The organism is Pseudomonas sp. R15(2017) (genome assembly GCF_002112685.1).
In the GTDB taxonomy this organism is placed as follows: Bacteria; Pseudomonadota; Gammaproteobacteria; order Pseudomonadales; family Pseudomonadaceae; genus Aquipseudomonas; species Aquipseudomonas glycinae.
Map to the genome: position 1 here is coordinate 20,650 of NZ_NEII01000004.1, position 24,118 is coordinate 44,767.

At 61.1% G+C, this 24,118-nt stretch carries 21 protein-coding genes; 2 read left to right on the forward strand and 19 right to left on the reverse strand.

What is annotated here, in order from left to right; genetic code table 11:
* Positions 1 to 15 precede the first annotated feature (15 nt).
* Entirely contained in the window at positions 16 to 981 is a 966-nt protein-coding gene (locus tag CAF77_RS09860) for a hypothetical protein (protein ID WP_064382898.1), read from the forward strand.
* Positions 982 to 985: 4 nt separating this feature from the next.
* On the opposite strand, the gene CAF77_RS09865 is transcribed toward CAF77_RS09860, so the two are convergent.
* From CAF77_RS09865 to msbA, 5 genes are all read right to left on the reverse strand, one after another.
* Positions 986 to 1,786, reverse strand: coding sequence for a hypothetical protein (locus CAF77_RS09865; protein WP_064382897.1), 801 nt, complete (start codon positions 1,784 to 1,786; stop codon positions 986 to 988).
* 13 nt (positions 1,787 to 1,799) lie between these two features.
* The gene (locus CAF77_RS09870; protein ID WP_064382896.1) at positions 1,800 to 2,486 is read right to left on the reverse strand and encodes a hypothetical protein; all 687 of its coding nucleotides are present in this window, start codon (positions 2,484 to 2,486) and stop codon (positions 1,800 to 1,802) included.
* Entirely contained in the window at positions 2,487 to 3,461 is a 975-nt protein-coding gene (locus CAF77_RS09875) for a glycosyltransferase (protein WP_064382895.1), read from the reverse strand.
* A 130-nt stretch (positions 3,462 to 3,591) separates the two neighbouring features.
* On the reverse strand, positions 3,592 to 5,013 hold the full coding sequence (gene hldE / locus CAF77_RS09880) for a bifunctional D-glycero-beta-D-manno-heptose-7-phosphate kinase/D-glycero-beta-D-manno-heptose 1-phosphate adenylyltransferase HldE (RefSeq protein WP_064382894.1): 1,422 nt from the start codon (positions 5,011 to 5,013) through the stop codon (positions 3,592 to 3,594).
* A 200-nt stretch (positions 5,014 to 5,213) separates the two neighbouring features.
* Positions 5,214 to 7,016 (reverse strand): lipid A export permease/ATP-binding protein MsbA, encoded by a 1,803-nt coding sequence (gene msbA / locus CAF77_RS09885; protein ID WP_064382893.1) that lies wholly within the window; start codon positions 7,014 to 7,016, stop codon positions 5,214 to 5,216.
* A gap of 154 nt (positions 7,017 to 7,170) precedes the next feature.
* On the opposite strand from msbA, the gene CAF77_RS09890 reads away from it, so the two are divergent.
* Positions 7,171 to 9,033, forward strand: a complete 1,863-nt coding sequence (locus tag CAF77_RS09890) for a bifunctional O-antigen ligase/aminoglycoside phosphotransferase family protein (RefSeq protein WP_064382892.1) — start codon at positions 7,171 to 7,173, stop codon at positions 9,031 to 9,033.
* A gap of 39 nt (positions 9,034 to 9,072) precedes the next feature.
* Here the strand turns inward: CAF77_RS09890 and CAF77_RS09895 are convergent, their stop codons facing one another.
* The 14 genes from CAF77_RS09895 to waaF all read right to left on the reverse strand — a co-directional run bounded on the left by CAF77_RS09895 (position 9,073) and on the right by waaF (position 24,071).
* Positions 9,073 to 9,957 (reverse strand): glycosyltransferase, encoded by an 885-nt coding sequence (locus CAF77_RS09895; RefSeq protein WP_064384147.1) that lies wholly within the window; start codon positions 9,955 to 9,957, stop codon positions 9,073 to 9,075.
* A gap of 14 nt (positions 9,958 to 9,971) precedes the next feature.
* On the reverse strand, positions 9,972 to 11,126 hold the full coding sequence (locus tag CAF77_RS09900) for a glycosyltransferase family 4 protein (protein ID WP_085654396.1): 1,155 nt from the start codon (positions 11,124 to 11,126) through the stop codon (positions 9,972 to 9,974).
* Positions 11,123 to 12,568, reverse strand: a complete 1,446-nt coding sequence (locus CAF77_RS09905) for a PIG-L family deacetylase (RefSeq protein WP_085654512.1) — start codon at positions 12,566 to 12,568, stop codon at positions 11,123 to 11,125. Before CAF77_RS09905 ends, CAF77_RS09900 begins: the two co-directional genes overlap by 4 nt.
* Before the next feature lie 8 nt (positions 12,569 to 12,576).
* Positions 12,577 to 13,473 carry an antimicrobial resistance protein Mig-14 gene (locus CAF77_RS09910; protein WP_085654397.1) on the reverse strand — a complete coding sequence of 299 codons (897 nt, stop codon included), beginning with the start codon at positions 13,471 to 13,473 and terminating at the stop codon, positions 12,577 to 12,579.
* A complete protein-coding gene (locus CAF77_RS09915; protein ID WP_085654398.1) occupies positions 13,473 to 14,603 on the reverse strand; it encodes a glycosyltransferase in 1,131 nt (376 codons plus the stop codon). The genes CAF77_RS09910 and CAF77_RS09915 overlap by 1 nt, the downstream gene beginning before the upstream one ends.
* Positions 14,587 to 16,344, reverse strand: coding sequence for a carbamoyltransferase (locus CAF77_RS09920; RefSeq protein WP_007952261.1), 1,758 nt, complete (start codon positions 16,342 to 16,344; stop codon positions 14,587 to 14,589). Before CAF77_RS09920 ends, CAF77_RS09915 begins: the two co-directional genes overlap by 17 nt.
* A 272-nt stretch (positions 16,345 to 16,616) precedes the next feature.
* Positions 16,617 to 16,952, reverse strand: coding sequence for a YceK/YidQ family lipoprotein (locus CAF77_RS09925; protein WP_064382887.1), 336 nt, complete (start codon positions 16,950 to 16,952; stop codon positions 16,617 to 16,619).
* Between the two features lie 159 nt (positions 16,953 to 17,111).
* Positions 17,112 to 18,563 (reverse strand): lipopolysaccharide kinase InaA family protein, encoded by a 1,452-nt coding sequence (locus tag CAF77_RS09930; RefSeq protein WP_085654399.1) that lies wholly within the window; start codon positions 18,561 to 18,563, stop codon positions 17,112 to 17,114.
* The gene (locus tag CAF77_RS09935; protein WP_085654400.1) at positions 18,563 to 19,315 is read right to left on the reverse strand and encodes a lipopolysaccharide kinase InaA family protein; all 753 of its coding nucleotides are present in this window, start codon (positions 19,313 to 19,315) and stop codon (positions 18,563 to 18,565) included. Before CAF77_RS09935 ends, CAF77_RS09930 begins: the two co-directional genes overlap by 1 nt.
* Positions 19,312 to 20,046, reverse strand: coding sequence for a lipopolysaccharide kinase InaA family protein (locus CAF77_RS09940; protein ID WP_064382884.1), 735 nt, complete (start codon positions 20,044 to 20,046; stop codon positions 19,312 to 19,314). The genes CAF77_RS09935 and CAF77_RS09940 overlap by 4 nt, the downstream gene beginning before the upstream one ends.
* Positions 20,046 to 20,852 carry a lipopolysaccharide core heptose(I) kinase RfaP gene (gene rfaP, locus CAF77_RS09945; RefSeq protein ID WP_085654401.1) on the reverse strand — a complete coding sequence of 269 codons (807 nt, stop codon included), beginning with the start codon at positions 20,850 to 20,852 and terminating at the stop codon, positions 20,046 to 20,048. The genes CAF77_RS09940 and rfaP overlap by 1 nt, the downstream gene beginning before the upstream one ends.
* Positions 20,853 to 21,974 (reverse strand): glycosyltransferase family 4 protein, encoded by a 1,122-nt coding sequence (locus CAF77_RS09950; RefSeq protein ID WP_085654402.1) that lies wholly within the window; start codon positions 21,972 to 21,974, stop codon positions 20,853 to 20,855. It lies immediately after the preceding gene.
* Entirely contained in the window at positions 21,974 to 23,035 is a 1,062-nt protein-coding gene (gene waaC, locus CAF77_RS09955) for a lipopolysaccharide heptosyltransferase I (RefSeq protein WP_074689605.1), read from the reverse strand. The genes CAF77_RS09950 and waaC overlap by 1 nt, the downstream gene beginning before the upstream one ends.
* Before the next feature lies 1 nt (position 23,036).
* A complete protein-coding gene (waaF, locus tag CAF77_RS09960) occupies positions 23,037 to 24,071 on the reverse strand; it encodes a lipopolysaccharide heptosyltransferase II (protein WP_011332131.1) in 1,035 nt (344 codons plus the stop codon).
* Between the last annotated feature and the right edge of the window lie 47 nt (positions 24,072 to 24,118).

A 24,118-nucleotide genomic window follows, 5' to 3' on the forward strand; every position in this document is an offset into this window, starting at 1 on the left:
TAAGCAGGAGCCGACATGCCGCGTACGCTCATCAGAAAGAACCCGAGCAACTTCAAGACACTGCCGCTGTTCGTCGAAGCCACGCCGGAAGGCCTGACCTACCAGAGCGTCGGCATGCCGCTGAATTTCGCCCAGACCCTGCAACGACGCAAACCGGTCAGCGTGGCCGACGCCGAGCGCTTTGCGCTGGAGCTGGCCAACCTCGGCGTCTCGGTGCGCCTGACCCTTCACTGGCAGAATCGCGATTACTGGGTGCTGGTGCGCCAGCGCCGCCAGGATCGCGGCGACGTCGTGCTCAAGCTGATTTCCGGCTACGTTCCAGCCCATGAGCTGAATATCCCGCTGCACACAGCGATTCAGGAAATCGCCGAGGAATGTCTGCTGGAAACCCCGGAAGGCTGGCTCGGCGGGCGCTTCAACGACACCTGGCTGCCGGCGCCGTACTCATCGGCGCTGCATTATCGCGAGGCCCTGCCCTTTCGCCTGACGCCGCTGTCCGGCTCGGCGCGGCCGGTGCGCTGCGCCAATCTGCAATTGCTCGAACGGCCACGGGCCTACGTGCATTTGCCGACCGCGTCACTGCAGTTGATCTACGACCTGCGGCTGGACGTACCCAAGGAGGCAAAATCCCTGAGCCTGTTCCACGTCGATGAGCGTCTGGAGGGCGATCAACTGGTGGCTCGGCTGGACCGCAAGCGCCCCGATCTCTACCTGATGCCGCTCAAGGACGGCGCGCCCTTGGCCGAGTTGTATACCCTCAAGCGCGACAAGCTCCTGCCGGCCAGCACCCGCGGACTTTATCTGGCCGAAAGCTTTGCGGCCCAGACGGGCTGGGTCGTGCGTGAAGAGCGGATTCGCTGGAAAGACTGGGTCGTGCAACAGGGCCTGCAACCGGCGAAGCCCCCTCGCGCGGGACTCAAGCAATTGAGTCTGAAGGCGCTGCGTCTGGTTGGCATCGGCAAGAAACGCGCGAGCAAATAGCCGACTAGCGCCGACGATCCATCCAGGTGCGCAAGGTCGCGAAGAAATGGAAATAACGGTTTTCACGCTTGCCCATGCCGCGCTTGGGCGAAAACGACTCTTCGGCAAAAGCGCCGGTGATTCGTACCCGAGAGGCTTGGGTCGGTAGCGTGCAGACTTTGGCGCCGGCCTGCTGTAGCGCGTACTTGAGCAAGCGCTCGGAATGCAGCTTTCTTCCCGTCGCTTTGCAGAATTGGAAAATGCGCTCGATCCGCTTGCCATAGGCGACATAGGTATCGCGCCCGCAAATGGCAAAGCGGTCGTTCAACCCGCCCCACCACTGCCAGTCCGGAATGTAGGCAGAGTGCCTCCGAGCCTCTGGATGATTGAAGACATAGGCGGGCAGCGGGTTGTGGAAGAAAATGTCCGGGCGCACGAACACGACGAAATCCGGATTGAAGGTTTCGATCATGCTGGTCACGGTGTGCAGTGAATTGAGCTGATAGATCAGGTTGCGCAGCGACGCATAGTCATCGGCCCAGGTATCGCCCTGCGCTTTGACCTGCTCGAAATCCCAACGCTCCAGCACCCCGTCAGTCGAAGTCAGGGCCCCGATCATCGATTCGAACGGCTGATAGTTGTCAGCCGCCAACTCACCTTTTTCGCCTGAGCGGAAGTTCTGTACTTCATCGATTTTGTACAAATGATAGAAGCACTGTACGTCGCTGCCCGCCGGAAACTGCGCCAGAACGTTCTGTTCAATGGAAGGGAAACAAATCTGCGAATTTCTCGGGATCCCGAAAAAAGCGACGGCAATTTTCAACACTCAACAGCACCTTTTATTTTTGGCGAAAGAGCTTTTGCCACCAGCGACGGGGTTGCAAAGGCACCACAATGACGTCCGACTGCTGCAGCCAGTCGCGCTCGTAATCCCAGGCATGCCCACCCCACAGTTTCCCCGACTCGTTGGAAAACCCCAGGGTCATGAGCTGATAGGAATAACCGGCGTGACCGCGTAACCAGTCCAATACCACCAGCGTATTGAAACCGGTAGAAGGCCCAACGTAGCGTTTGCCGCCCGGACGATCGACCGGATAGTTCCACAGGGGCGGCAGCGGGATGCGATCCCAATACATGGCCACCCGTGGCAATGGACACATCGGTGCGGCGCAGCCGACCAGCATGGTGAAACAACGCTCGCCCGCATGCTCGAACAACCGTCGCACGTCCGGGCCGTAAGGCAGACCAAAAAAATAGGCGTCCGGCGCGTTATAGCCATGCACGAAGACGTTCCAGCTTTGCTCGTTGAGCAGCGGCGCCTTGATGCAGGTGTTGAAACTGACGACGACGTCATTGGCGCTGATATTCAGCGCCTGAAAATCCGCCGCCGTGATGGCCGGGTTATTCGCGATCAGGACGACCCGGTGCGCGCGGCTCAGGCATTCGCGCAATGGCTCGGGCAACGCGCCCAGCACCGACTGGTTACCGCCGGGGAGCGCATCCAGCGCCATGTGTTCATCCTTCATTCAGACCGGCACCTTCATGCCGAAACGCAGTTTCACCCAGAACCGCGTGAATGCTGACGGCGGCTGCCATGGGCGCATCTCGCGCTGTATTTCAGTGGCGAGGGCCTGGCCGACACGGGCGAAGGAATAGCGACTTTCTGCAAAGGCCTGACCATTGCTGGCGATACGCTGCGACAGCTCCGGATCGCCCTGCAACAGTTTGATCTTTTCCACCGCCTCGTCTTCGCTGCGATAGAACACGGTGTTGTGCATGTCTTCGAAACCGAGCAACTTGTCTTCTTCGCCCTGACTCCAGGCAAGCAGCACACAACCGCAGGCCATGGCTTCGTAGTTCTTGATCATGAACTCGTTCATGCCGATGTCGGCGCTGACGAAAATCTTGATCCGATTGAGCGTTTCCAGGTACTCGGAGCCGGAGCGGGTGCGGGTCACCAGCATACCGGTACGCTGCGCCAGCGATTCGAGCAGAGCCTTGCGCTGGGCGTACTCGGTGCTCTTCAGGCTGCCGAGAAAACCGATGGGAATGTCGCGCTCGGACCCGGTGTTGCGCAGCATCTGCTCGTCATAACCCTTGGAGACGAACACCGTGTCGATGCCTTCAGCAAGCATCTTGCGTGCGACCACCGCCCCGGATACCAGCGCCCGGCAACTCGGCAGGCGCCTGTAGAGACGCGAATAAACGCCACGATATTTACTGGCGGGCATGTAGTTCTGGTAGGCGTCGTGTTCGAGAAAGACCAGCCCGGGAATGCACTTGAGCACCCGCAACTGCGGGACCAGGCGCTTGACTCTGGAGAAGATCACGACACGATCAAAGGTCTGGTAATCAACCGAGGCCAAAAAAGGCCCCAGGTTCATCTGTTGCTGTTTGCTGAGCCGATAGACGATGCATTCATCACAGTTCTGCTGCACGATGTCGTAGAGCCGGTCGAGAATGACCCGCTGTTCGTTCATCACCAGGAGCATGACTTTCATAGGTTAAATGACCACACGACGTAAGCAGGCAAGCGCAGCGGATTCAAACCTGCCAACATCAACGGAAACGGTTAGATCCCCAAGGCAAAATCCGTTCACACGCAGTACAAAACGATAAAGATCCATCTGATCAACGACTGCGGATTTTTTCGACAATCGCGGTCGTCGAACTGTTTTCCACCAGTCCCAGCACTTTCACGGTGCCGCCATAAGCCGTCACGATGTCGGCGCCGACCACCTGGTCAATCCCATAATCCCCGCCCTTGACCAGCACGTCCGGCTTGACCTCACGCAGCAGGTTTTCTGGCGTGCCTTCAGGGAAACTGATGACCCAGTCCACCGCCCCAAGCCCCGCCAGCACAGCCATGCGCCGGTCGACGCTGTTGATCGGACGGCCAGGCCCCTTGAGGCGGCTGACCGAAGCATCATCGTTGACCGCGACGATCAAACGATCGCCTTGAGCCCGCGCCTGCTCCAGGTAGGTCACATGACCGGCATGCAGGATGTCGAAGCAGCCATTGGTGAAAACGATTTTTTCGTTGTGTGCACGAGCATCGGCCACCGCGAGCAGCAACTGCTCCAGGCCCAATACACCGCGCTCGGAACCTTCTTCACGCTGAATGGCGCGACGCAGTTCCGGGGCGCTGATGGCCGCCGTACCCAACTTGCCGACCACGATGCCCGCCGCCAGGTTGGCCAGCGCTACCGCGTGCGGCAGTTCTTCGCCAGCGGCAATCGCAGCCGCCAGGGTGGAAATCACCGTGTCGCCGGCACCGGTCACGTCGAACACTTCACGGGCCCGCGCTGGCAAATGCAGCGCCGGATGATCCGGACGCAACAGGGTCATGCCGTGTTCGCCACGGGTGACCAGCAGTGCGCCGAGTTCCAGGTCATGCATCAGCGTCGCGCCCTTGGCCACCAGCTCGTGCTCATCGGCGCAACCGCCGACGATGGCTTCGAATTCGCTGAGGTTCGGGGTGATCAGGCTCGCGCCACGGTAGATCGAGAAATCCTTGCCCTTCGGGTCGGCCAGCACTGGAATGCCTTTGGCACGCGCAGCCTGGATCAGCGCCTGATGGTTTTTCAGGGCACCTTTGCCGTAGTCGGACAGCACCAGCACTTTGATGCCTTCCAGCAGGTCGTCGACCTGCGCGCCTAGGGCCAGTGCGTCGGTGGCGAACGGTTCTTCGAAGTCGATACGCAGCAATTGCTGGTGCCGGCTCATGACCCGCAGCTTGACGATGGTCGGCTGGTGCGCGATGCGCTGGAACAAGGCTCGCACGCCCGCACCCTTGAGGCTGTTGCTCAGGCTGTCGGCGGCTTCGTCGTCACCGGTCACACCGACCAGCGACGCCGGCGCGCCCAGCGCGGCAATGTTCAAGGCAACGTTGGCGGCACCGCCCGGGCGGTCTTCGATTTGCTCGACTTTAACGACAGGAACCGGCGCCTCAGGGGAAATCCGTGAGGTACCACCATGCCAGTAACGGTCGAGCATGACATCGCCGACCACCAAGACAGGGGCTTGATCGAATCGCGGCATGGACAACTTCATGGAGCAACCCACATACAAAATGAACAGGGGCGCGATATTAACACAGGGTTGGCGAAGGCTTGTGCGGCGGCTGCAACAGGATTGAAGCACTGGCCTTTTTGTGCATTTTTCAAGCAAGGAGGTCCTCAACCGACGACAGACCGCTGCAGCGAGAAAAAACGCCGGACGCATATTGCGCGCCCGGCGTTATCGAGGCCGGATCAGGCGATGTCTTCGGCCGGGGCGTCCAGACCCATGGCGTTGAGACGCGCGTAGTAGCCGTTCTGTGCCAGCAGGTCGTCGTGGGTGCCACGCTCGACGATCCGGCCTTGATCCATGACCAGAATCAGGTCGGCCTTCTCGATGGTCGACAGACGGTGAGCGATCACCAGCGTGGTGCGGCCTTTCATCACTTGATCCAGCGCCGCCTGAATGTGCCGCTCCGATTCCGTGTCGAGTGCCGAGGTCGCCTCGTCGAGAATCAGCAACGGCGCGTTCTTGAGCAAGGCACGGGCAATCGCCAGACGTTGGCGCTGACCGCCGGAAAGCAGCACGCCGTTTTCGCCGACCTGGGTGTCCAGGCCTTGGGGCAGCTGTGCAATGAAGTCCATGGCGTAGGCATCACGCGCGGCTTTCTCGATGTCTTCGCGCGGCGCCCCGGCCAGATCGCCATAGGCGATATTGTTGGCCACGGTGTCGCTGAACAGCGTGACGTGCTGGGTAACCTGGGCAATATGACGCCGCAGATTGAGCAGCTTGTATTGCTCCACTTCCACGCCATCGATCAGGATTTCGCCCTTGTCGTGGTGATAGAAGCGCGGAATCAGGTTGGCCAGGGTCGACTTGCCGCTGCCCGAACGTCCCACCAGCGCCACCATTTGTCCCGGCTCGACCGAGAAGCTGATGTCATCGAGCACCTGACGCTCGGTGCCCGGATAAGTGAAGCTCAGGTTGCGTACATCGAGGCGACCGCTGACCGAGTCGCGCTCGATCGTGCCGGTATCGACTTCAGGCTCGACGTCCAGTTGCTCGAAAATGCTTTCGGCACCGGCCACGCCCTTCTGGATGGTCGAACTGACTTCGGACAACTGGCGGATCGGCTTGGGCAGCAGGCCCGCCAGCGTGATGTAGGCCACCATGTCACCGGCCGAAGCGTCGCCGCGAAGGTACAGCACAAGGAACATCAGGATCGCCATGGCGCTGTAGATCACCAGTTGCAGCATGGGCGTGTAGATGGCCCCGGTGCGGGTCATGCGCAGCTGCTTGTCGGTATTGCCCTGACTGGCATTGAGGAAACGTTTCTCTTCGTAGGCTTCGCCGCCAAAGCTGCGCACCACTCGATAGCCCTGGATGGTTTCCGACGCCACGTGGGTCACGTCGCCCATGGCCAGCTGGATTTTCTTGCTCTGCTTGCGGAATTTCTTGCTCGCGGTGCGCACCATGACGGCAATCAGCGGCAGGATCGCGACCATCACCAGCGTCAGCTTCCAGTTCATGAACAGCAGGGAGGCGAACAGGAAGATTACTGTCATGCCCTCACGGATTACGACCTTGATCGCATCTGTTGCCGCCCCAGTGACCATCGTCACGTTGAAGGTGATACGCGAAATCAGGTGACCGGAGTTATGCTTGTCGAAATAACGGTTGGGCAGGACCAGCAAGTTGTTGAACAACTGCACCCGCAGGTCATGCACCAGGCCGAGGGAAACCTTGGCCAGAAAATAGTTGCCCAGATAGGATCCCAGGCCCTGCCACGCGGCGATCAGGATGATCAGCAGCGGTACGGCCTGCAACAGCTGCAGATCGCGCAGGTAAGGCACGCTGGGAAACAGCACTGCCTCGGGATTGGACAGGCCGTCCACAAAGTACTTGAGGATGTAGCCGAGCATCGGCTGGGTCGAGGCAAAAATCAGAAAACCGACGATGCTGATCAGGAACAGACTGATGTACGGCCGGACATAGCCGAGCAGGCGGAAGTAGATTTTCAAGCTCGAAGGGCTTGCGGCGGGACTGGAGTCGGTCATATCACGCGAAAGTCGATAAAAAGGACGCTGACTTTAGCACAGCTTCTTCAGGGTTCTGGCAATCGGCCAAAGGCTGTTATTGTTAGGCGTCTTTTTCTGCGTCAAATAGCCATCATCGAAATGGCCGATCAACTTCAGGATTGAATCTCTCAGCATGCAACTTCGCGGCTTCAGCAGTACGTCCAATCGAATTTTCGACTTCATCAGCCTGTGGATACTTCCCGCCGGCTACTTCCTGCTCTTGTGCGCGCTGTTTTTCCTGCCGGGTCGCAGTGTTCTTCACAAGCTGTTTTACGGCTTGTTCAGCATTCCGACGCTGATTGCACTGTGCCTGCGCCCGCGGGAACTCAAGGAAATGCTGCGTGAGCCGGTGATCATTGCGCTGCTGCTGTTTGCCGCCTGGGCACTGCTGAGCCTTTGCTGGGGTCCGCAGGAAGAACCGATAAGCGGTATGTTCAAGCCCCCGCTGCATACCTTGATGCTGTTCGCCGGATGTGTCCTGCTGGTTCGCTACCGCAGCGACATTCTTTCGCCATTGTTGTTCGGCGCCGCGCTGGTGGCCCTGGTCGCAACGATCAGTTTCCTGATTCCATTCGTGCTCCACTCTGATCCCGGCGAGCGCCTGATCGGTGGTGGCGCGTTCGACAACCCTTTGCTCAGCTCCCATCTGTTCGGATTTTTCTGCGCCTATTGGCTCAGCCTGAGCATGACCTGCAAGAATCGCCGGCTGTACTGGCTCAGCATTCCCGCGATGCTGATCATGTTCATGGCCGTGATCGGAACCGGCTCGCGCACCCCGCTGATGGCGCTGACCATGGCGGCATTGTGGCTGAGCCTGATTTGCTGGAACCGTCGCTCGCTGGTGCTGCTGGGGGCATTGGTGTTCGGCGGCGCAACCACGTCGGTGCTGTTCTCGAAGATGATCATCGAACGCGGTGACTCCTACCGTTTCGAAATCTGGCAGCAAGCCCTGGAAAAAATCGCCGAACACCCATGGATCGGCCACGGCTACAACGCCACACTGGCGATTGATCCGGGTGTCGGTTACAGCTTCCAGGAACCCCACAGCTTTGCGCTGGGCGTGCTTTATTACGTCGGGATCCTCGGCATGCTGCCGTGGCTGTTTTTTCAGGCCTGGGGCTTGCTGAGCAGTTGGCGCCAGCGCGTGCAGCCGCTGCTGATCATCGCCTCGACCTGGCTGGTGTTCGGCATCGGTGCCGGGCTGACCGAGGGTGGCGGGATCATTTCGCGCCCCAAGGAGCACTGGTTCCTGCTGTGGATTCCTTTGGCGCTGATTGCAGCCCTGAGCATCAATCAACGGGCCCGACGCCTTTTGACAATGCCGGTACAGAAGCTTTCGGCATCCGCTCTGCAACAGCTCGGCAACGGCGCCCAGGTCATCGAGGAAGACGGACTCGGTCCGAAGGTCCTGCGTCTGGCCGATGGCAGCTTTCTCAAGCTGTTTCGCCGCCGTCGCTGGTACACCTCGGGCAGTTTCAACCCGTATTCCGAGCGGTTTGCCGTCAACAGCGAACAGTTGCGCCGGATGGGCATTCCCACGCCCCAGGTGCTGAACCTGTATCGCCTCGACGACGGCAGCAGCGCCGTGCATTACACGCCGCTGCCGGGCCACACTCTGCGCCAGGTCTTGCAGGGCATCACCGCGCCGGCAGTGCGACAGGCGCTGGTGGAACGTTTTGGCAAATTCATGGCCGGCCTGCATGAGCAGGGCGTGTATTTCCGCTCGCTGCATCTGGGCAATGTGCTGGTGCTGGAGGATGGCGAGTTCGGGCTGATCGATCTGGCCGACCTGCGGATCTACCCTTCGCCCCTCAGCCTGTCACTGCGTCAGCGTAATCTGCGCCACATGCAACGCTACACCGTCGACCGGCGCTGGCTGTTCGAGGATCACCTCGAGGCACTGCTCCAGGGGTATGCCGTAACGGCGTCGAAATCCGCCGTAGAGAATCTGCACAGGCAAGTGCTGGCCGGCAACGCGCCGGCTCGGGTTCATTGATGATTCAGACCAGTGCGTTCAGTGCGAGCGACAACGACCTCAGTCTTTCTCCAGCGGCAAAAACAGTAACCGGCCCAGCCCGCGCCAGGTCTTCTTGTTCCAGGCCTTGAAAGGAATCTGCGCCAGCAGCTCCCGCGCCAGTTTGCGGTCGCGGCTGGCGGTCTTCAGAAACATCGAATTGAGCGACTTGTAGCGCACTTCGTCGTACAGCGGATGATCGCTGAACCGCGCGTAGGTGCGCAGGATGTTTTCGATCATGAAACGGTGGTTCTTGTAGGAGTTGGTGGCGTGCTTGCGATAGCGCGCCATGACCACGTTCAACCCATCGATGAAGTACCCGGCGCGGGTCACTTTCAGTTCGATGTACAGATCCTCCAGACGAATCGTCGGATCGAACCCGCCCACCTTGTCCAGTGCTTCGCGGCGAATCATCAGGGTCGGCGCCGGCGGGTAGGGCTTGCGCTCCAGAAACATGTCATCGAAATCCAGGCGCCGGAACGGTACGTCCCGGCGCTGACGCTTCTCCGGATAGAGATTGCCGTCGGCATCCATCAACTCGATGTTGCCGGCGCAGATGCCCACTTCCGGCTTGCCGTCCATGTAGGCGACCTGTGTCGCGATCCGGTCCGGGTACATGATGTCGTCGGAACCGAACGGCACGATCAGACTGCCCTTGGCCCGCGCGATCGCGCCATTGAGCGTATTGGTCAGGCCCTGATTCTGCTGCACCCGGAAATCGAAGCCGTGCTTTTCCTGCAAGGCCTGGATGCGCTCGACGCTATCGTCCTTCGAACCGTCATCGATCACCAGCAGCTCGATGTTCCGGTAGGTCTGATTGATGACACTGAGGATGCTTTCTTCGATGTACGGCCCGTGGTTGTAGGACGCGATGATGACGGTGACGAGGGGCTGGACACCGCTCATGGCACTTGTATCGCTCATGGCTGTTCCTTGCGGGCCTGCTCCAGGCCGGAGTCGATCAAATTCAGGTATTCCTGGCGGAAAACCTCGATGTCGTGCTGTTCCTGCAAGTAGCGGTAAGCCTGCTCGCCCTTGGCCTTGAGCTCGTCATCCGACAGCGCGAGGTAGCTGTCCAGCGCCGCGACCAGGCTCGGTACGTCCTTGGGTGTGATTGACAAGCCACCGGCACCTTCGATCAGCGGCAACATGGCCGGCACGTTCGAGGCAATCACCGGCAGGTGCCCGCTCATGCCTTCCAGCAAGGCCAGACCGAGGCCTTCGGCCAGCGACGGCATGGTCCAGATATCGAACGCGCGCACGTATTGCAGAGCATTTTCCTTGAAGCCCAGCAGGTGCGCGCGACCGCTCAGGCCCAACTGTTCGATCTCGGCCGCCAGCGGCGCCTGCAGGCGTCCGGCACCGATGATTGCCAGCTGGGTGTTCGGGTATTTGTCTTTGAGTTGGGCGAAAGCCTGTAACAGATAAGTGTGGCCCTTGACCGACACCAACCGCCCCAGTGCCCCGATCAGGAGCACATTCGGGTCGATGCCGAGCAATTCACGGGCACGCTCGCGGCTGTGCTGCAAACCCTCGGCCTGTTCGATGTCGATGGCGTTGGTGATGGCGTACGTGTTCTGGTCAGTGAAACCGCAATTGCAATCCAGCAGGTACTGCTTGACCGCTGGCGACACCCCGACGAACCGCCAGTGCCGATCGATCAGGCGCTGAGTCTGGCGACGACGGTAAAAGCGGTCGTACTCGCCGAAACCGTGGGAAATGCCGATGCACAGCGGCACCTTCAACCAGCGGTTGAGCGTCAGCATCATGTTCACCGGCTTGAAGCGGTTGCAGATCACCACGTCGAATTTCTCCCGAAGGCAGAACTTGTACAGCTGCCACATCGCCCGCAGGCGCATGCCCTTGAGGGACTTGTCGGAAAACTCGAAATACACCGAACGGTCGGCACGGCTGACCGCCTCGCCCGGTCCGGGTTTGCCGCGCAGGAAGGCGGCGGTCACTTCGTAACGGTCGGTCGGCAGCGCCTTGACGATCTGTTCGGCGAGGTCGGCGAAATCATGGGATTTGACGTTGTAATCGGGCTGCAGCTGCAGCACCTTTGCGCGTTGACTCATACCTCTCCCCGGTGCGATGCCGTCGCCCCTGTTTCGCTCTGCTTCAGTACCCAGAACAACTCCTGGCGTCTGATTGCTTTGCGGAAAAATTCGTTCTCGCCATAAACCGACGGACGCCGACCGGCCAGCAGTCGCTGAAACAACCGGCGCAGGCGACGCTTGAACGGGGCCGGTGGCTGCAGGTCATGCATCATGCCCAGCGCCATGGCCTTGTCCCGTTGCAATTGGATCGACAGCGGCAGGCACAGCGGCTGCATCGCGAGGGTCGCATCGAACGTCGGCGGCAAGGCGATGCCCTGCCCGCTGTCGCCCATCGGCCAACGGTCGTTGTCGTGCAAGTGGTTGGCGTAACCGAGCAGCGTCGGCTGCCATTCGAGGCCGCGCAAGGCTTCCAGCACCGCCTCTTGGGCGCAGATGTGATCGGGATGCGGATCCAGCGTCGGGTGCGGCATCACGATCACATCCGGACGCGCACGGGACAGCACGTCACGCAGGTCGGCCAGCAGGTTGTTCCAGGTCGGCGCGCCGTCGGCATCGCCGGGCAGGACAAACGGATTCAGCTGACGGAACATCCGCGTGTCGCTCAGATCGGCTTCGCGCGAGCCAATGGGTTGATTCGGTGCAGCCTGCATCGCCGCCAGTTGCAGGCAGAAATACCCGAGCTGCACGCAGTGTTCCTCCGGCACGCCGGCCCAGCGCGGTACGGCCAGACTGTCCCAGGCGCGCAGACGCCCCTTGAGCCGCGCCGCCTCGACCTTGTTCAGGCCCATCCGTTGATAATGTTCGGCTTCGATCTCGCCGGCGGTCAGGGTCACGATCCAGGCTTCTTTGGCCTGGCTGTACAAACCGTAGGCAGCCAGTTCGGCATCGTCGGCGTGAGGCGCGATGACCATCACCCGCTGCTGGCGGTAGTCCGGTTGTTCCAGCGCCCACAGCACCGGCTCGCCGGACACCCGGCAAAAGCGCCCGCGCAAACGCAACTGGCCTTGCGACAGGGCCTGCGCCTGGCCACTGAGGTTCAGATAACGCAGGCCGTTGACGCCGCGCTCGAACGTCTGCACATCGGGATTTGTGCCACCGGCCAGCTCGACCCGAGGATCGAAGAAGCGTCCCAGCCAGCTGCTTTTGACCTTCACGGCGAGGATCAGCGTGGCGTCGTCCACCAGCATCACACCTTCGTCGAGGCGCAACTGTTCGCCGTTCAGATGCACCTTTGGCTGCGGAGTGAACGGCGGAAAGCTGTATTGGTAATCGTCTTTCGGCGAATAGAACAGGTGATCGGCGAACCACGCCTCATGGGCAATCCAGCCAATGACCGCCAGCACCAGCGGCAGCCACCAGGCCACCAGCAAGCCAAGGGCGATCAACACGATCAGTGCGATCAGCAGGCCGATTCGTTTATTGCGCCGGTGACGCTTGAGCAGTTGCTGTTTGCGGCTCATGAGTTGACTCATACGGTGAAGACCGGCACAGGATTGCACCAGCGATCCTTGTATTCACGGTCGGCGCGACCGAAGGAAAAGCGCAGCGGCTTGTTCAGGGCACGGGCATGTTCCCAGGCAGATTGCGTATTGAGGAAACTCAGGACGCTGCCGGGGCTGAATTCGCGGGTTTCAGGGTCGACGCCGCCGTTGATGTACTCGACGCTGATCCACTCCGGGGCTTCGACGCGGTACACCAGTTGGATGGCGATCGGCGCGTCGTTGAGGAAGATCACCGAACCGATCAACAACTCGCGCAGCAGTTCGATGACTTCGGCCATGCGCCCCGCACCTGTGGCCGGGAAACCCCAGCGGCGCTGGAACAGGTCGCAGTAGACCGCCGCCAGCTCCGCACTGGAGAAGTCGCTGACCGGCCGCACCACGCCGCCCGCCTCTTCCAGCAGGCGCAGTTCACGGCGCTGGTTGTAGCGAAACTTCTTCGACAGTTCTTCGGGGGTACGAGCCATGGCCAGTTGTTCGGTCTGCAACTTGAGGCCGCTGAAGCGGTTTTCGTTGAGCGCCGACAGGTAGCGCCCGCGATGGCGCAGCGGGGCCTGGGCATCGGCGGCGGCCGGCAGGATCAGCTCGGCGTTGCCAAGATCGAACAGGCCTTTCTTGCCGTTGCGCTTGAGCACGTCCTTGGACAAGGCCAGGTCGCGGCCCCAGGTCGGGATTGCGGCTTTGATTTCGCCCTGCTGCTCCCACGCCAGATAGCGCACCGGGATGCCGGCCAGATTCGCCAGCCGCTCGACCACCATGGGATGAGTCGCGACGCTGCCGCCAAAACGCTGCCAGGCCTGTGCATAAGTTGAGGCGTCAACGGGCGACCAGCCACGTTCGCGCCAGCCTTGAAATCGGTTGAGCATCAGCCCCTCGGTGCCAGATCGGTAACTTGCGGCAAATGCCAGAACGTGTCGCGTACGGCTCGATCGGAGAAGCGCTCACGCAGGCGGTCGAACATCATCTCGGCGCACTGACGACGCTGCTGCTCGTCCATGCCGGCCAGATGTTTCAGGCCTTGGGCCAGATGCTCGGCGTCACCCAGCGGAAACAGGATCCCGACGCCTTCGACCACTTCCTTCGCCCCGCCGCACGCCGTGGCCAGCAACGGCACGCCGGCGGCCATGGCCTCCAGCAGCACCATGCCAAACGGCTCATTGTCGGAACTCAGGGCAAACACATCGAACGCCCGGAAGTAATTGCGCGCGTCCGGCACCTGGCCGAGAAACAGCACCCGATCCCCGACGCCCAGCTCACGGGCAAGTGTCTTGAGTTCATCCTCAAGCCGCCCCTCGCCGAGAATCACCAGTTGGCTATTGGCCGGCAGACCGGGCAGCGCTGCGGCAAAACCGTGCAGCAGCGTGGCCTGATCCTTGTCCGGGTGCAGACGACCGACATTGCCGACAATGAAGGCATCCGCCGACAGACCAAGGGTTTCGCGGGCTTCACGGGCGGACACCTGACTCATCTGCAACGCGGAGATATCGATGCGGTTGTAGAGGGTCTGGATGCGCGCTGCCGGCCATTTCGGCAGGCAACGGCGCATGTCGTCCCGCACCGCATCGGACACGCCGAGCAGGCTCAGACGCTTGCGGAAAATGTGCGCAAAGAGTTTGCGCGTGCCGCGTTGGTAATCGCCAAACGCGTGATGCACGCCAATCACCGGCAGCGAAGTACCGAGCAAGGCGATGTAGATCGGCTTGAAACGATGGGCGATGCAGAAACTGAAATTGCGGGAAGCGGCGATCTTGCGCAGATCGCCGATGGCGCCCAGCTTCAGGCCACGAATGGCCTTGGAGCTGTATTCCATGAACAACACTTCATCGGAGGCGCAGGCTGCGGCCACCTCGCTATCGGCGGCCCCGGTCAGAAAGACCGTGGTCACCCGATAACCGGTACCCGCGAACAGGCTGGCGTACTGCCGCGCGCAGTCCAGGAACGGCCCGTCATAGCCGTGGGAGAACTGCAGCACATGGCGTTCAGCCGAGCGTGTCATAAGCGTTTGCGCCTTCTTTGACCACCAGGATGTCTTCCATGATCAGGTATTGCAGATCCGAGCCGAAAAACATGTTCAGTGCGTCGGTCGGCGAGCAGATCATCGGTTCGCCACGGCGGTTGAGCGAGGTGTTCAGGGACACGCCGTTGCCGGTCAGCACTTCCAGCGCCTTCATCATGTCATAGTAGCGCGGGTTGTATTCGCGCTTGAGCACCTGGGCCCGGGACGTGCCGTCTTCGTGGACGACTTCCGGCACGCGGGTCTTCCACTCTTCCGCCACTTCGAAGGTGAAGGTCATGAACGGCGCCGGGTGATCGATCTTGATCATCTGTGGCGCAACGGTGTCGAGCATCGACGGGCAGAAAGGCCTCCAGCGCTCGCGGAACTTGATCTGGTGGTTGATGCGGTCAGCCACGCCAGCCACGCTCGGGCAACCGATGATCGAACGACCGCCCAGCGCGCGCGGACCGAACTCCATGCGGCCCTGGAACCAGGCCACCGGGTTGCCATCGACCATGATTTTGGCGATCTGCTCCGGCATGTTGTCAAGCTTGCGCCAGGTCGGCTTGTTCTCGTGACGGGCACATGCGGCGATCACGTCTTCGTTGCTGTACGACGGGCCGAGGTAGACGTGCTCCATCTTCTCGACCGGCACGCCACGGGCGTTGGACACATAGGCCGCTGCGCCGACTGCGGTGCCGGCATCGCCGGAGGCAGGCTGCACGAACAGTTCCTTGACGTCGTCGCGGGCGATGATTTTCTGGTTGAGCTTGACGTTCAACGCACAGCCACCGGCATAGGCCAGTTTGCCGGTTTCCTTGAGCACGTCGCCCAGGTAGTAGTCGATCATCTGCAGCGCGATTTTTTCGAACAGCGCCTGAATGCTGGCAGCGTAGTGGATGTAAGGCTCGTCGGCGATGTCGCCTTCGCGCTTCGGGCCCAGCCACTCAATCAGCTTCGGCGAGAAGTAGTAACCCTTGCCCTTCTCTTTATAGCGACGCAGGCCGATCACGTTGGCGTAGTCGGTGTTGATCACCAGCTCGCCGTTTTCGAACGAAGCCAGGCGCGAGAAATCGTATTTGCTGGCGTCGCCGTACGGCGCCATGCCCATGACCTTGAACTCGCCGTCGAGCATGTCGAAACCGAGGAACTCGGTGATCGCGCCGTAGAGGCCGCCGAGGGAGTCCGGATCGAAGAATTCCTTGATCTTGTGGATCTTGCCGTTCTCGCCATAACCGAAGAAGGTCGTGGCGTATTCGCCCTTGCCGTCGATGCCGAGGATCGCGGTTTTCTCTTTGAAACCCGAGCAGTGGTAGGCACTGGAAGCGTGGGCCAGGTGGTGTTCAACCGGCTCGATCTTGATTTTCTTCGGATCGAAACCCAGTTGCTCCAGGCACCAGACGATCTTGTTGCGATAGCGCTTGTAGCGACGGTTGCCCATCAGGATCGCGTCGAGCGCACGGTCCGGGGCGTACCAGTAACGCTTGGCGTACTGCCAGCGGGCCTTGCCGAAAATGCTGATCGGAGCGAACGGAATCGCGACCACGTCAACGTCGGACGGCTTGATGCCTGCCTGCTCCAGGCAGAACTTCGCCGATTCGTAGGGCATGCGGTTCTTTGCATGTTTATCGCGTACGAAGCGCTCTTCCTCAGCCGCCGCGACCAGCTTGCCGTCGATGTACAAGGCTGCTGAAGGATCATGGCTAAGGGCGCCGGACAGGCCAAGAATCGTCAATGCCACAGGGGTCTAGCCTCTTTAGTCTGCATTCAGGCGCGATGCGCCTTGAAAAATGATGTGCCCTCGCACCGGGCGAGAGACAGCTAAAGGGCGGGATTATAGCTTAAAAGCGCCGACAAACCTCTAGCGGAACTGGCCGGCCGGTGCGTTGACGCAACAGAGGCTTCAACTTAGACTCCCCTGCAAACGGACTGGGAGATCCCGGTCGGCGTTGATGCCTCGGTGAGATCACCGGGGCTTTTCGCTTTCTGGAAGCCGCAAAAGTTTTAAAAGCCTCATCCACGGCCTGGTCGCCAATAAACACTGATATTCCCGTCCACCGCCTGGCGATAGATCGTATACGGCAGAAAAGCCGTGTCGAACACACCGGACAGGGTCAGGTCGAGCAGGACGACCGGTACCAGAATACCGGTAGGATCAGGCGGCGCGTGCAGCAGGCAGAAATCATGGGCGAGTCCGCTGTAGATGCGCGGGATCGACTGACAGTAGGTCTTCTGTTTGCGCAGGCCGCGCGTGGCGCCGTCGTCGTCCTGCAACACCGTGACGGCGGTGCCGCAGCCGGCCAGTGCCAGGGAAAATGCGCCGATAGTGATAGCCGTTTTGATGGTCAAGATTTGCCCTCCGGGAACGTCGGGGCAAACTAACATCGGGATTTTGCGGGGGGCAGTTCATGGGTTCCGGGAAGGTCGTAGGACAAGTCACAAGGATTTGTCACTACAACCCTCACCCGGATTCAACTGCAGAAATGTCTTACACGCTGGCGAAAATAATCACTCAGTGCCCGCTAGATCCTTGGGCAAACGCTGATCAATCACCTGATACAGCGCACTGCTCTCAGGCCAGTTGCGCATGAACCGCGCACGATCCCGGGCATAGGCCGGCGCGAAGCTGCCCAGCGAGCCGTGCTGGCACATCGAATCCAGATCGATCAACGCCCAGCGGTCTTCCTGCCAGAACAGGTTATGCCCCTTGAAATCGCCATGGCTGATGCGTTCGGCGATCAGCCGTGCAAACAGTTGATCAAGCGCCTGCAACTCGCCTTCCGGCGCCTCGCCGCTTTCAACGTACGGCGCAAAGCGTTCGATGATGTCCGGCCCGGCCAGGTGTTCGGTGATCAGATAGGCCTTGCTGCGCAGCCAGAGAAATCGGGTTTCCAGCACCGCCAGCGGTTTGGGCGTGGCAATGCCGAGGAACGCCAGGCGATTGCCTTCGCGCCAGGAATGCCAGGCGCGGCTCGGGCGCCAGAAGCGTTTGAGCCAATGGGCAAAATTCTTGATGTTGTAGCGTTTGATCACCAGCGCACGCCCGGCGAACTCGACCTTGCCGACACTGGCCGCGCCGCCGGTCTTGTACAGGTGACCCTGATCGAGCAAGGCATCGGCCTGCTCCAGCACCGGCAGCATCGCGGACTCTTCCTCGCGGCGAATCGAGCGCAGAGCAAATGCACCACGCTTGACGCTGAACAGCGTGCATTCACGACCGACCTTGATCAGGTAATCCTTCAAGCGCCAGGCGCGCACCTTGTCGATCTGCTTTTGCAGGGCTTCCAGCGGCAGCGCGTGCTCGCTGTTGCTCAGCAGGTAATACACCAGCAATTCTTCGGTGAACGGCTCGAGCGACTTGGGCAACTGGGCGAAAAACACCCCGAGGTTTTCCAGCACTTTCTGCCGTGACAACGGCTGGCCGGCAGTTTCCACACGGATACCGGCGCCGTCGATCAGATAAAGTTGGCCGCCGTGGCGCAGCAGGTTGTCCAGATGCAGGTCTTCCTGCCACAGGCCTTTGCCGTGCAATTGACCGATGGCGCCAAGCGCTTCGGCCAGCACCGCCGATTGTTCGTCGGCCAGCACCGGCAGGGATTCGACCTTGCTCCAGGCATCGCCCAGACTCTCGGCGCCTTCAAGGAACTCGAACAGCAACCAGCCGCCTTCGCCATCCTTCAGACCATCAGCCAGCAGCAACGGCGTGGTCATGCCCTGGGCGGCGAGCAGCTTCACCCCTTCCAGCTCACGCTGAAAATGTCGCGCGGCCTTGTTGCCGACCAGTAACTTGGCCAGCACCGGACGCCCGCGCCACACACCGGCACCGACGTAACGCTGCCCCGGCAACACGCGCAACAGACTCAGCAATTGCAAGTCCGCTGGACCGGCCGCATCGGCGAGGGCTACCGACAGTGGCAGTTGCGGGGTTCGCCCGACACCGGTCAGCTCGGACAGCTGCATCAGCGGGTCTCCTTGTGGCTACGTCGTGCGGTCAGCCGGGCGAGCCAGCTGTCGAGCAGCGAGCTGTCGGCGGGCTGATCGAGGTAAGCCGCCAGCAACTCACGCAATTGCGCGTCGCTCCACTCCGGTGCGCGGCGTTGCAGCGGCTCCAGGTCCTTGATCCGGTCACGCATGCCGAACAATAACGGTCGGGTTTTTTCCAGGTCGATCAGTTGCGCCTGGTACTCGTCACCGTTGGCCCGCAGAAAAATGTGCTTGGGATAGAAACAGCCATGCACCTGGCGTACGCCGTGCAGATACCGAGCCAGCAGCCCGCAGGCCTTGAGGATCGCCGTTTGTTGCGTTGCACCGAGTTGCGACCAGCGCGCCAGCAGCGACTCAAGGTCGCTCCAGCCATCCAGCGCGCGAGTCAGCAGGATCGCGCGGATTTCGCCGTCGACTTTGCGCTCACCGAAAAAAGCCGCTTGCAGCGCAGGAATGCCGAGTTTGCGATATCGGCTGATATTGCGAAATTCGCGGGCAAAACTGGGTTCGCCGAACGGCGCATGCAAGGTGCGGGTCAGGTAATTGCTCTGGCGCTTGAGGTAGTAACCCTGGCCTTCCAGTTCCAGACGAAACACGCTGCTCCAGCCGCCACGGGCGGTGTTGGGTTCATCTACAGCCTCAAGCTGCTTGGCCCACAGGGCGTCAAAAGTGCCTAGACCGTGGCGCTCAAGCAGTGCACGGTCTTCTTCGGCGAGAAAATCAGTCATTCGCGTCCCTCGAAAAATCTCACCACGTGGCGAATCCGTTGCTTGTCGGCGGCATTCAGCCGGTCACGCTGGCGGTATTGCAGGTAGAAGCGCAGGCGCTGGGTGTTCGACAGGTGATACTTGGCCACCTTGTCGAGGCAGGCCAGATCCTTGGTGATCCGGTACTTGAGCCAGAAACCGCGCCAAAAATCGCCGTTCGGGCAGTCGATCAGATACAACTGCGCCTGATCGTCGATCAGCAGGTTGCGCCACTTCAGATCGTTATGGGTAAAGCGATGGTCGTGCATGACCCGGGTGTAACCAGCCAGTTGCCGGCTGACGCCATCGACCCAGGCGCGATCCTTGAGCTTGGGATCGTTGCGTTCGGCCAGTGCCGACAGGTCTTCGGTGCGCGGCAGTTCACGGGTAATCATCGCCCCGCGATCGTAGGCCATGCCGTTGCGCTCCAGGCCCCACGCCACCACCTCGGCAGTGGGAATGCCCCACTTGGCAAAGCGCTTGAGGTTCTGCCATTCCATCTTCACCCGGGGCTTGCCCAGATAACGCCGCAAGCCTTTGCCGGCGCCGACGTAGCGCTTGACGTAATAATTGACGCCATTGAGCTGCACGCGAATGACTTCGGACAAAGGATCGCGGGTCAGGCGCTCGCCCTGCAGGGCGAATACCGCTTCGAGGCTACCGAAGTGTTGTGCAAGATCACTGTATTCAGGCTCCAGATTCCAACCCGCCATCAGAGCGCATCCCCGTAACGCTGCTTGCGCGCGTAGAGCTTGTTGGCCTTGCCTTCAAGCCAGCTCAGCAACGGCGCTTCTTCGGCCAGGATCTGGCGCAGCGGTTGCTGAAAATAGCCTTTGAGAAAACGCAGCTTGTCGCGACGGGTCAGGCCGATGTCCAGCGCGGAAAAGTACAGCGCCGCCAGATCCTTGTTGCGCCAGCGCTGGGTGATCGCCGGACGGGTCTGGGCACGGTGCAGGTCGATCACCGAAAGTTTGAAATCTTCGGGAGTGACCGGTTTGTCGGTGTGCAGCAGAAAGTGGCAGATGTAGCAGTCGCGGTGGTTGACCCCGGCGCGGTGCATCATGCCGGTCATGCGCGCGACCTCGGCGATCAGCGCCCGCTTGAGTCTTGGCTGCGGCGGTTGCTTGACCCAGTCGATGCTGAAGTCTTCCAGACTGATGGTCGGTGCCAGCTCTTCGGTGACGATGAACGAATGCTGATCCGCCGGGTTGCTGCCCTTCTCGCCGTACGCAACGGCGGTCATGGTCGGCACGCCGACTTCCTGCAAGCGCTGGATGGCTTTCCATTCCTGGCCCGCGCCGAGCACCGGCAGCTTGGCGGTCAGCAGGTTCTTGAAGATCTCGCCCCAACCGATGCCCCGGTGGATCTTGACGAAAAAGCCATTGCCGTCGACTTCCGTGCGCAACGTCCGGCGGGCTTCCAGCTCGCGGTACACCTCGCCCTGCAAGCCCTCGACCTCGGCGAACGGATCGCGTCCGGCCCACAGGCTCTTGAACGGTTCAGCCAGCATCAACTTCATTTAAGCGTGCTCCGCCAGAATCACATCGGCCGCGTGCTGCGGCATGCTGTAGAGGTCGGCCGTCTCGGCGAAGGCCAGACCGTTGCGGCTCCAGGCCGCCCGTGCAGCGTCGTCGTTCAACATGTCAGTCAGGTATTGCGCCAGTTGCGCCTGATCGAACGGCTCGTCCAGCACCCGCCCGGCGTCGGCCTCGGCGATGTAATGGGCGTAACCGCAGACCGCGCTGACCAGCACCGGCAACCCGGCGACCAGCGCTTCAAGCAGCACCGTACCGGTGTTTTCGTTGTACGCCGGGTGGATCAACAGATCGGCGCCGAGCAGGAAACGCGGGATATCGCTGCGCCCCTTGAGGAACGTCACGTTGTCGCCCAGGCCCAGCGTCGCACTCTGCATCTGGAACAATTTGGGGTCATCCTGGCCGATTACAAACAGCCGGGTGCGTTTCTTCAGATCGGCAGGCAAGGCGGCCAGCGCTTTCAGGCTGCGATCGACACCCTTGGTCTTGAACCCGGAACCGATCTGCACCAGCAGCAGTTCGTCGTCCTTCAGATTGAATTCGGCGCGGAAACCGGCGCGAATCCGGTCGGCATCCGCAGGGCGTCGACGGTCCTGGGCGATGCCCGGCGGCAGCTGGTGGAAGCGTTCCAGCGGCGTGTCGTAATACTTGATGAACAACGGCTGCTGCACTTCGGAAATCATCAGCACTTCGGTCTTCGCGTCTTTGGCGAACACTGCACGCTCGTATTCGGCGAAGTGGCGGTAGCGGCCCCAGCGGCGATACAGCGAATGGCGCAGGTTCTGCGCCTTGTCTTCGAAGCAGCCGTCGGCGGCGTAGTAGACGTCCAGCCCCGGCATTTTGTTGAAGCCGATCAGGCGATCCACCGGACGCTTGGCCAGGTCCGCCTCCATCCACGCGCTGAGTTTTTCATTGCGCCGATGATTGAAGAACGCCTTGACCGGCGCCACCAGCACTTCGAAACCGGGCGGCACGTCGCCTTCCCAGATCAGGGTGTAGACGCGAATTTGATGGCCGCGCTTCTGGCATTCGAGGGCGATGCGCATGAAGTCGCGCTGCAAACCGCCGAACGGGAAATATTTGTACAGGACAAAAGCCAATTGCATCAGCGCAGCTCCTCAGCCATCAACAACGTGCTCAGTCGGCTGGCAACACGCTCGGGATTCAGACGCGTGAAGCACAGAGGCCACTCGCGTTTCAGGTCAAACTGACGGGCATCCTGCGCGGTCGGTTGATACGTACATTTCTTTTGCAGGCACGGCGCGCACGGGAAATCGCTGCCGAGGTGAATCTGCAGCTTGCCGTAGGCGCCGGTCAGGCCCGGATTGGTCGGGCCGAACAGGGAAATCGTCGGCACGTCCAGTGCTGCAGCGAGATGGCCGAGACCGGTGTCCACCGCGACGCAGGCCTGGGCACCAGCGAGCACCTTGCCGACCCCGGCCAGGTTCAGCTTCGGCAGTACTTCGGCATGTTTGAAACCGGCGGCGATGCGCTCGGCCCGGGCCTTCTCCAGCGGGTTGCCCCACGGCAACTTGATCCCGACGCCGAGGTAACCGACCCGTTCGGTCAGCTCGCGCCAGTAGGCTTCCGGCCAGTGTTTGGTGTCCCAGGTGGTGCCGTGGAGGAACACCACATAAGCATTCTTGCGCGGCAGTTCGACCAGACGCTCGACGTTGAGGCCGTAATCGCCCAGGCCTTTGGGCAAGTCATAACCCAAAGCAATCGCGAACAACTGGCGCACACGCTCGACAGCATGCTGCCCACGGGCCACCGCCAGCTTGCGGTCATAAAAGCGCGCGGCGATCGGTTCGCGGGCCGAGCCCTTGTCGAGACCGGCCACCGGGGCTTTGACGTAGCGGGTCAGCCAGGCGCTTTTCAGCAGGCCCTGAGCGTCGATCACCAGGTCATATTTGTTCGCCCGAACGGACTGCTTGAAGCGCTTCCATTCGCCGCTGGTGATGGTTTTCCAGATATTTTTGCGCCAGCGGCGGATCGCCACCGGAATCACTTTGCCTACGGCCGGGTGCCAGGTCGGAATCTCGGCGAAACCTTCTTCCACCACCCAGTCGAACTTGATCCCGGGAATCGCCCGGGCGGCGTCGGTCAGCGCCGGCAATGCGTGAATCACGTCGCCCAGCGATGAAGTCTTGATCAGCAATACCCGCAAGTTAATGAACCTCGACCACAGAGCCCTGCAAACGCTGCAAGGCATCGTTGACCGCGTCCGGCATCAGCTGGCGCAGGCAGTTGTAATGGCCGAAACGGCAGGTGCGGTCGAAGCAAGGGCTGCAATCGAGGCCCAGACGGACGATTTCCACGTGTTCGGCCAGCGGCGGGGTGAAACCCGGCGAGGTCGAACCGTAGACCGCCACCAACGGGCGATTCAATGCTGCGGCCACGTGCATCAGGCCGGAATCGTTGGAGACCACCGAATCGGCGCAGGACATCAGGTCGATGGCCTCGGCCAGCGAAGTGCCGCCGCTCAGATTCACGGACTCTTCGCGCAAGCCCGGAATCAGCCGCGCGCGGATGTCTTCGCCGACCGCGTGATCGTTCTTCGAACCGAACAGCCAGACCTGCCAGCCTTCGCGAATCCGCGCTTCGGCGACCTTGGCGTAATGCTCGGACGGCCAGCGCTTGGCTTCACCGAATTCGGCGCCGGGGCACAACACCAGCACCGGACGGTCGAGGGTCAGGCCGAACTTGGCCAATGCGGCCTCGCGGGTCACCGGGTCGATTTGCAGGCTCGGGCGCGGATAGGGTTTCGGCAGCTCGGCGTTCGGTTCAAAGGCCAGCGCCATGAAACGCTCGATCATCAGCGGATAACGTTCTTTATCCAGCGTGCGCACGTCATTGAGCAGGCCGTAGCGGAATTCGCCGCGCCAGCCGGTGCGTTTCGGGATGCCGGCGAAGAACGGCACCAGCGCCGACTTCAAGGAGTTCGGCAACAGGATCGCCTGGTCGTACTGGCCGGCCAGGGATTTGCCGATCCGCCGACGGGTCGCCAGCTCCAGTGCGCCGTGGCCGAGCGGGAAGCTCAAGGCCTTGCGCACTTCGGGCATGCGTTCGAGGATCGGCCGGCTCCACTCCGGGGCCAGCACGTCGATTTCGCACTGCGGGTGGCGCTGCTTGAGACACTGAAACAGTGTCTGCGCCATCACCATGTCACCGACCCAACTGGGCCCAACGATCAGAATATTCATGTGGTTTCCATAAACGAACCGGGGAGGCTTTACGCCTCCCCGCCTCG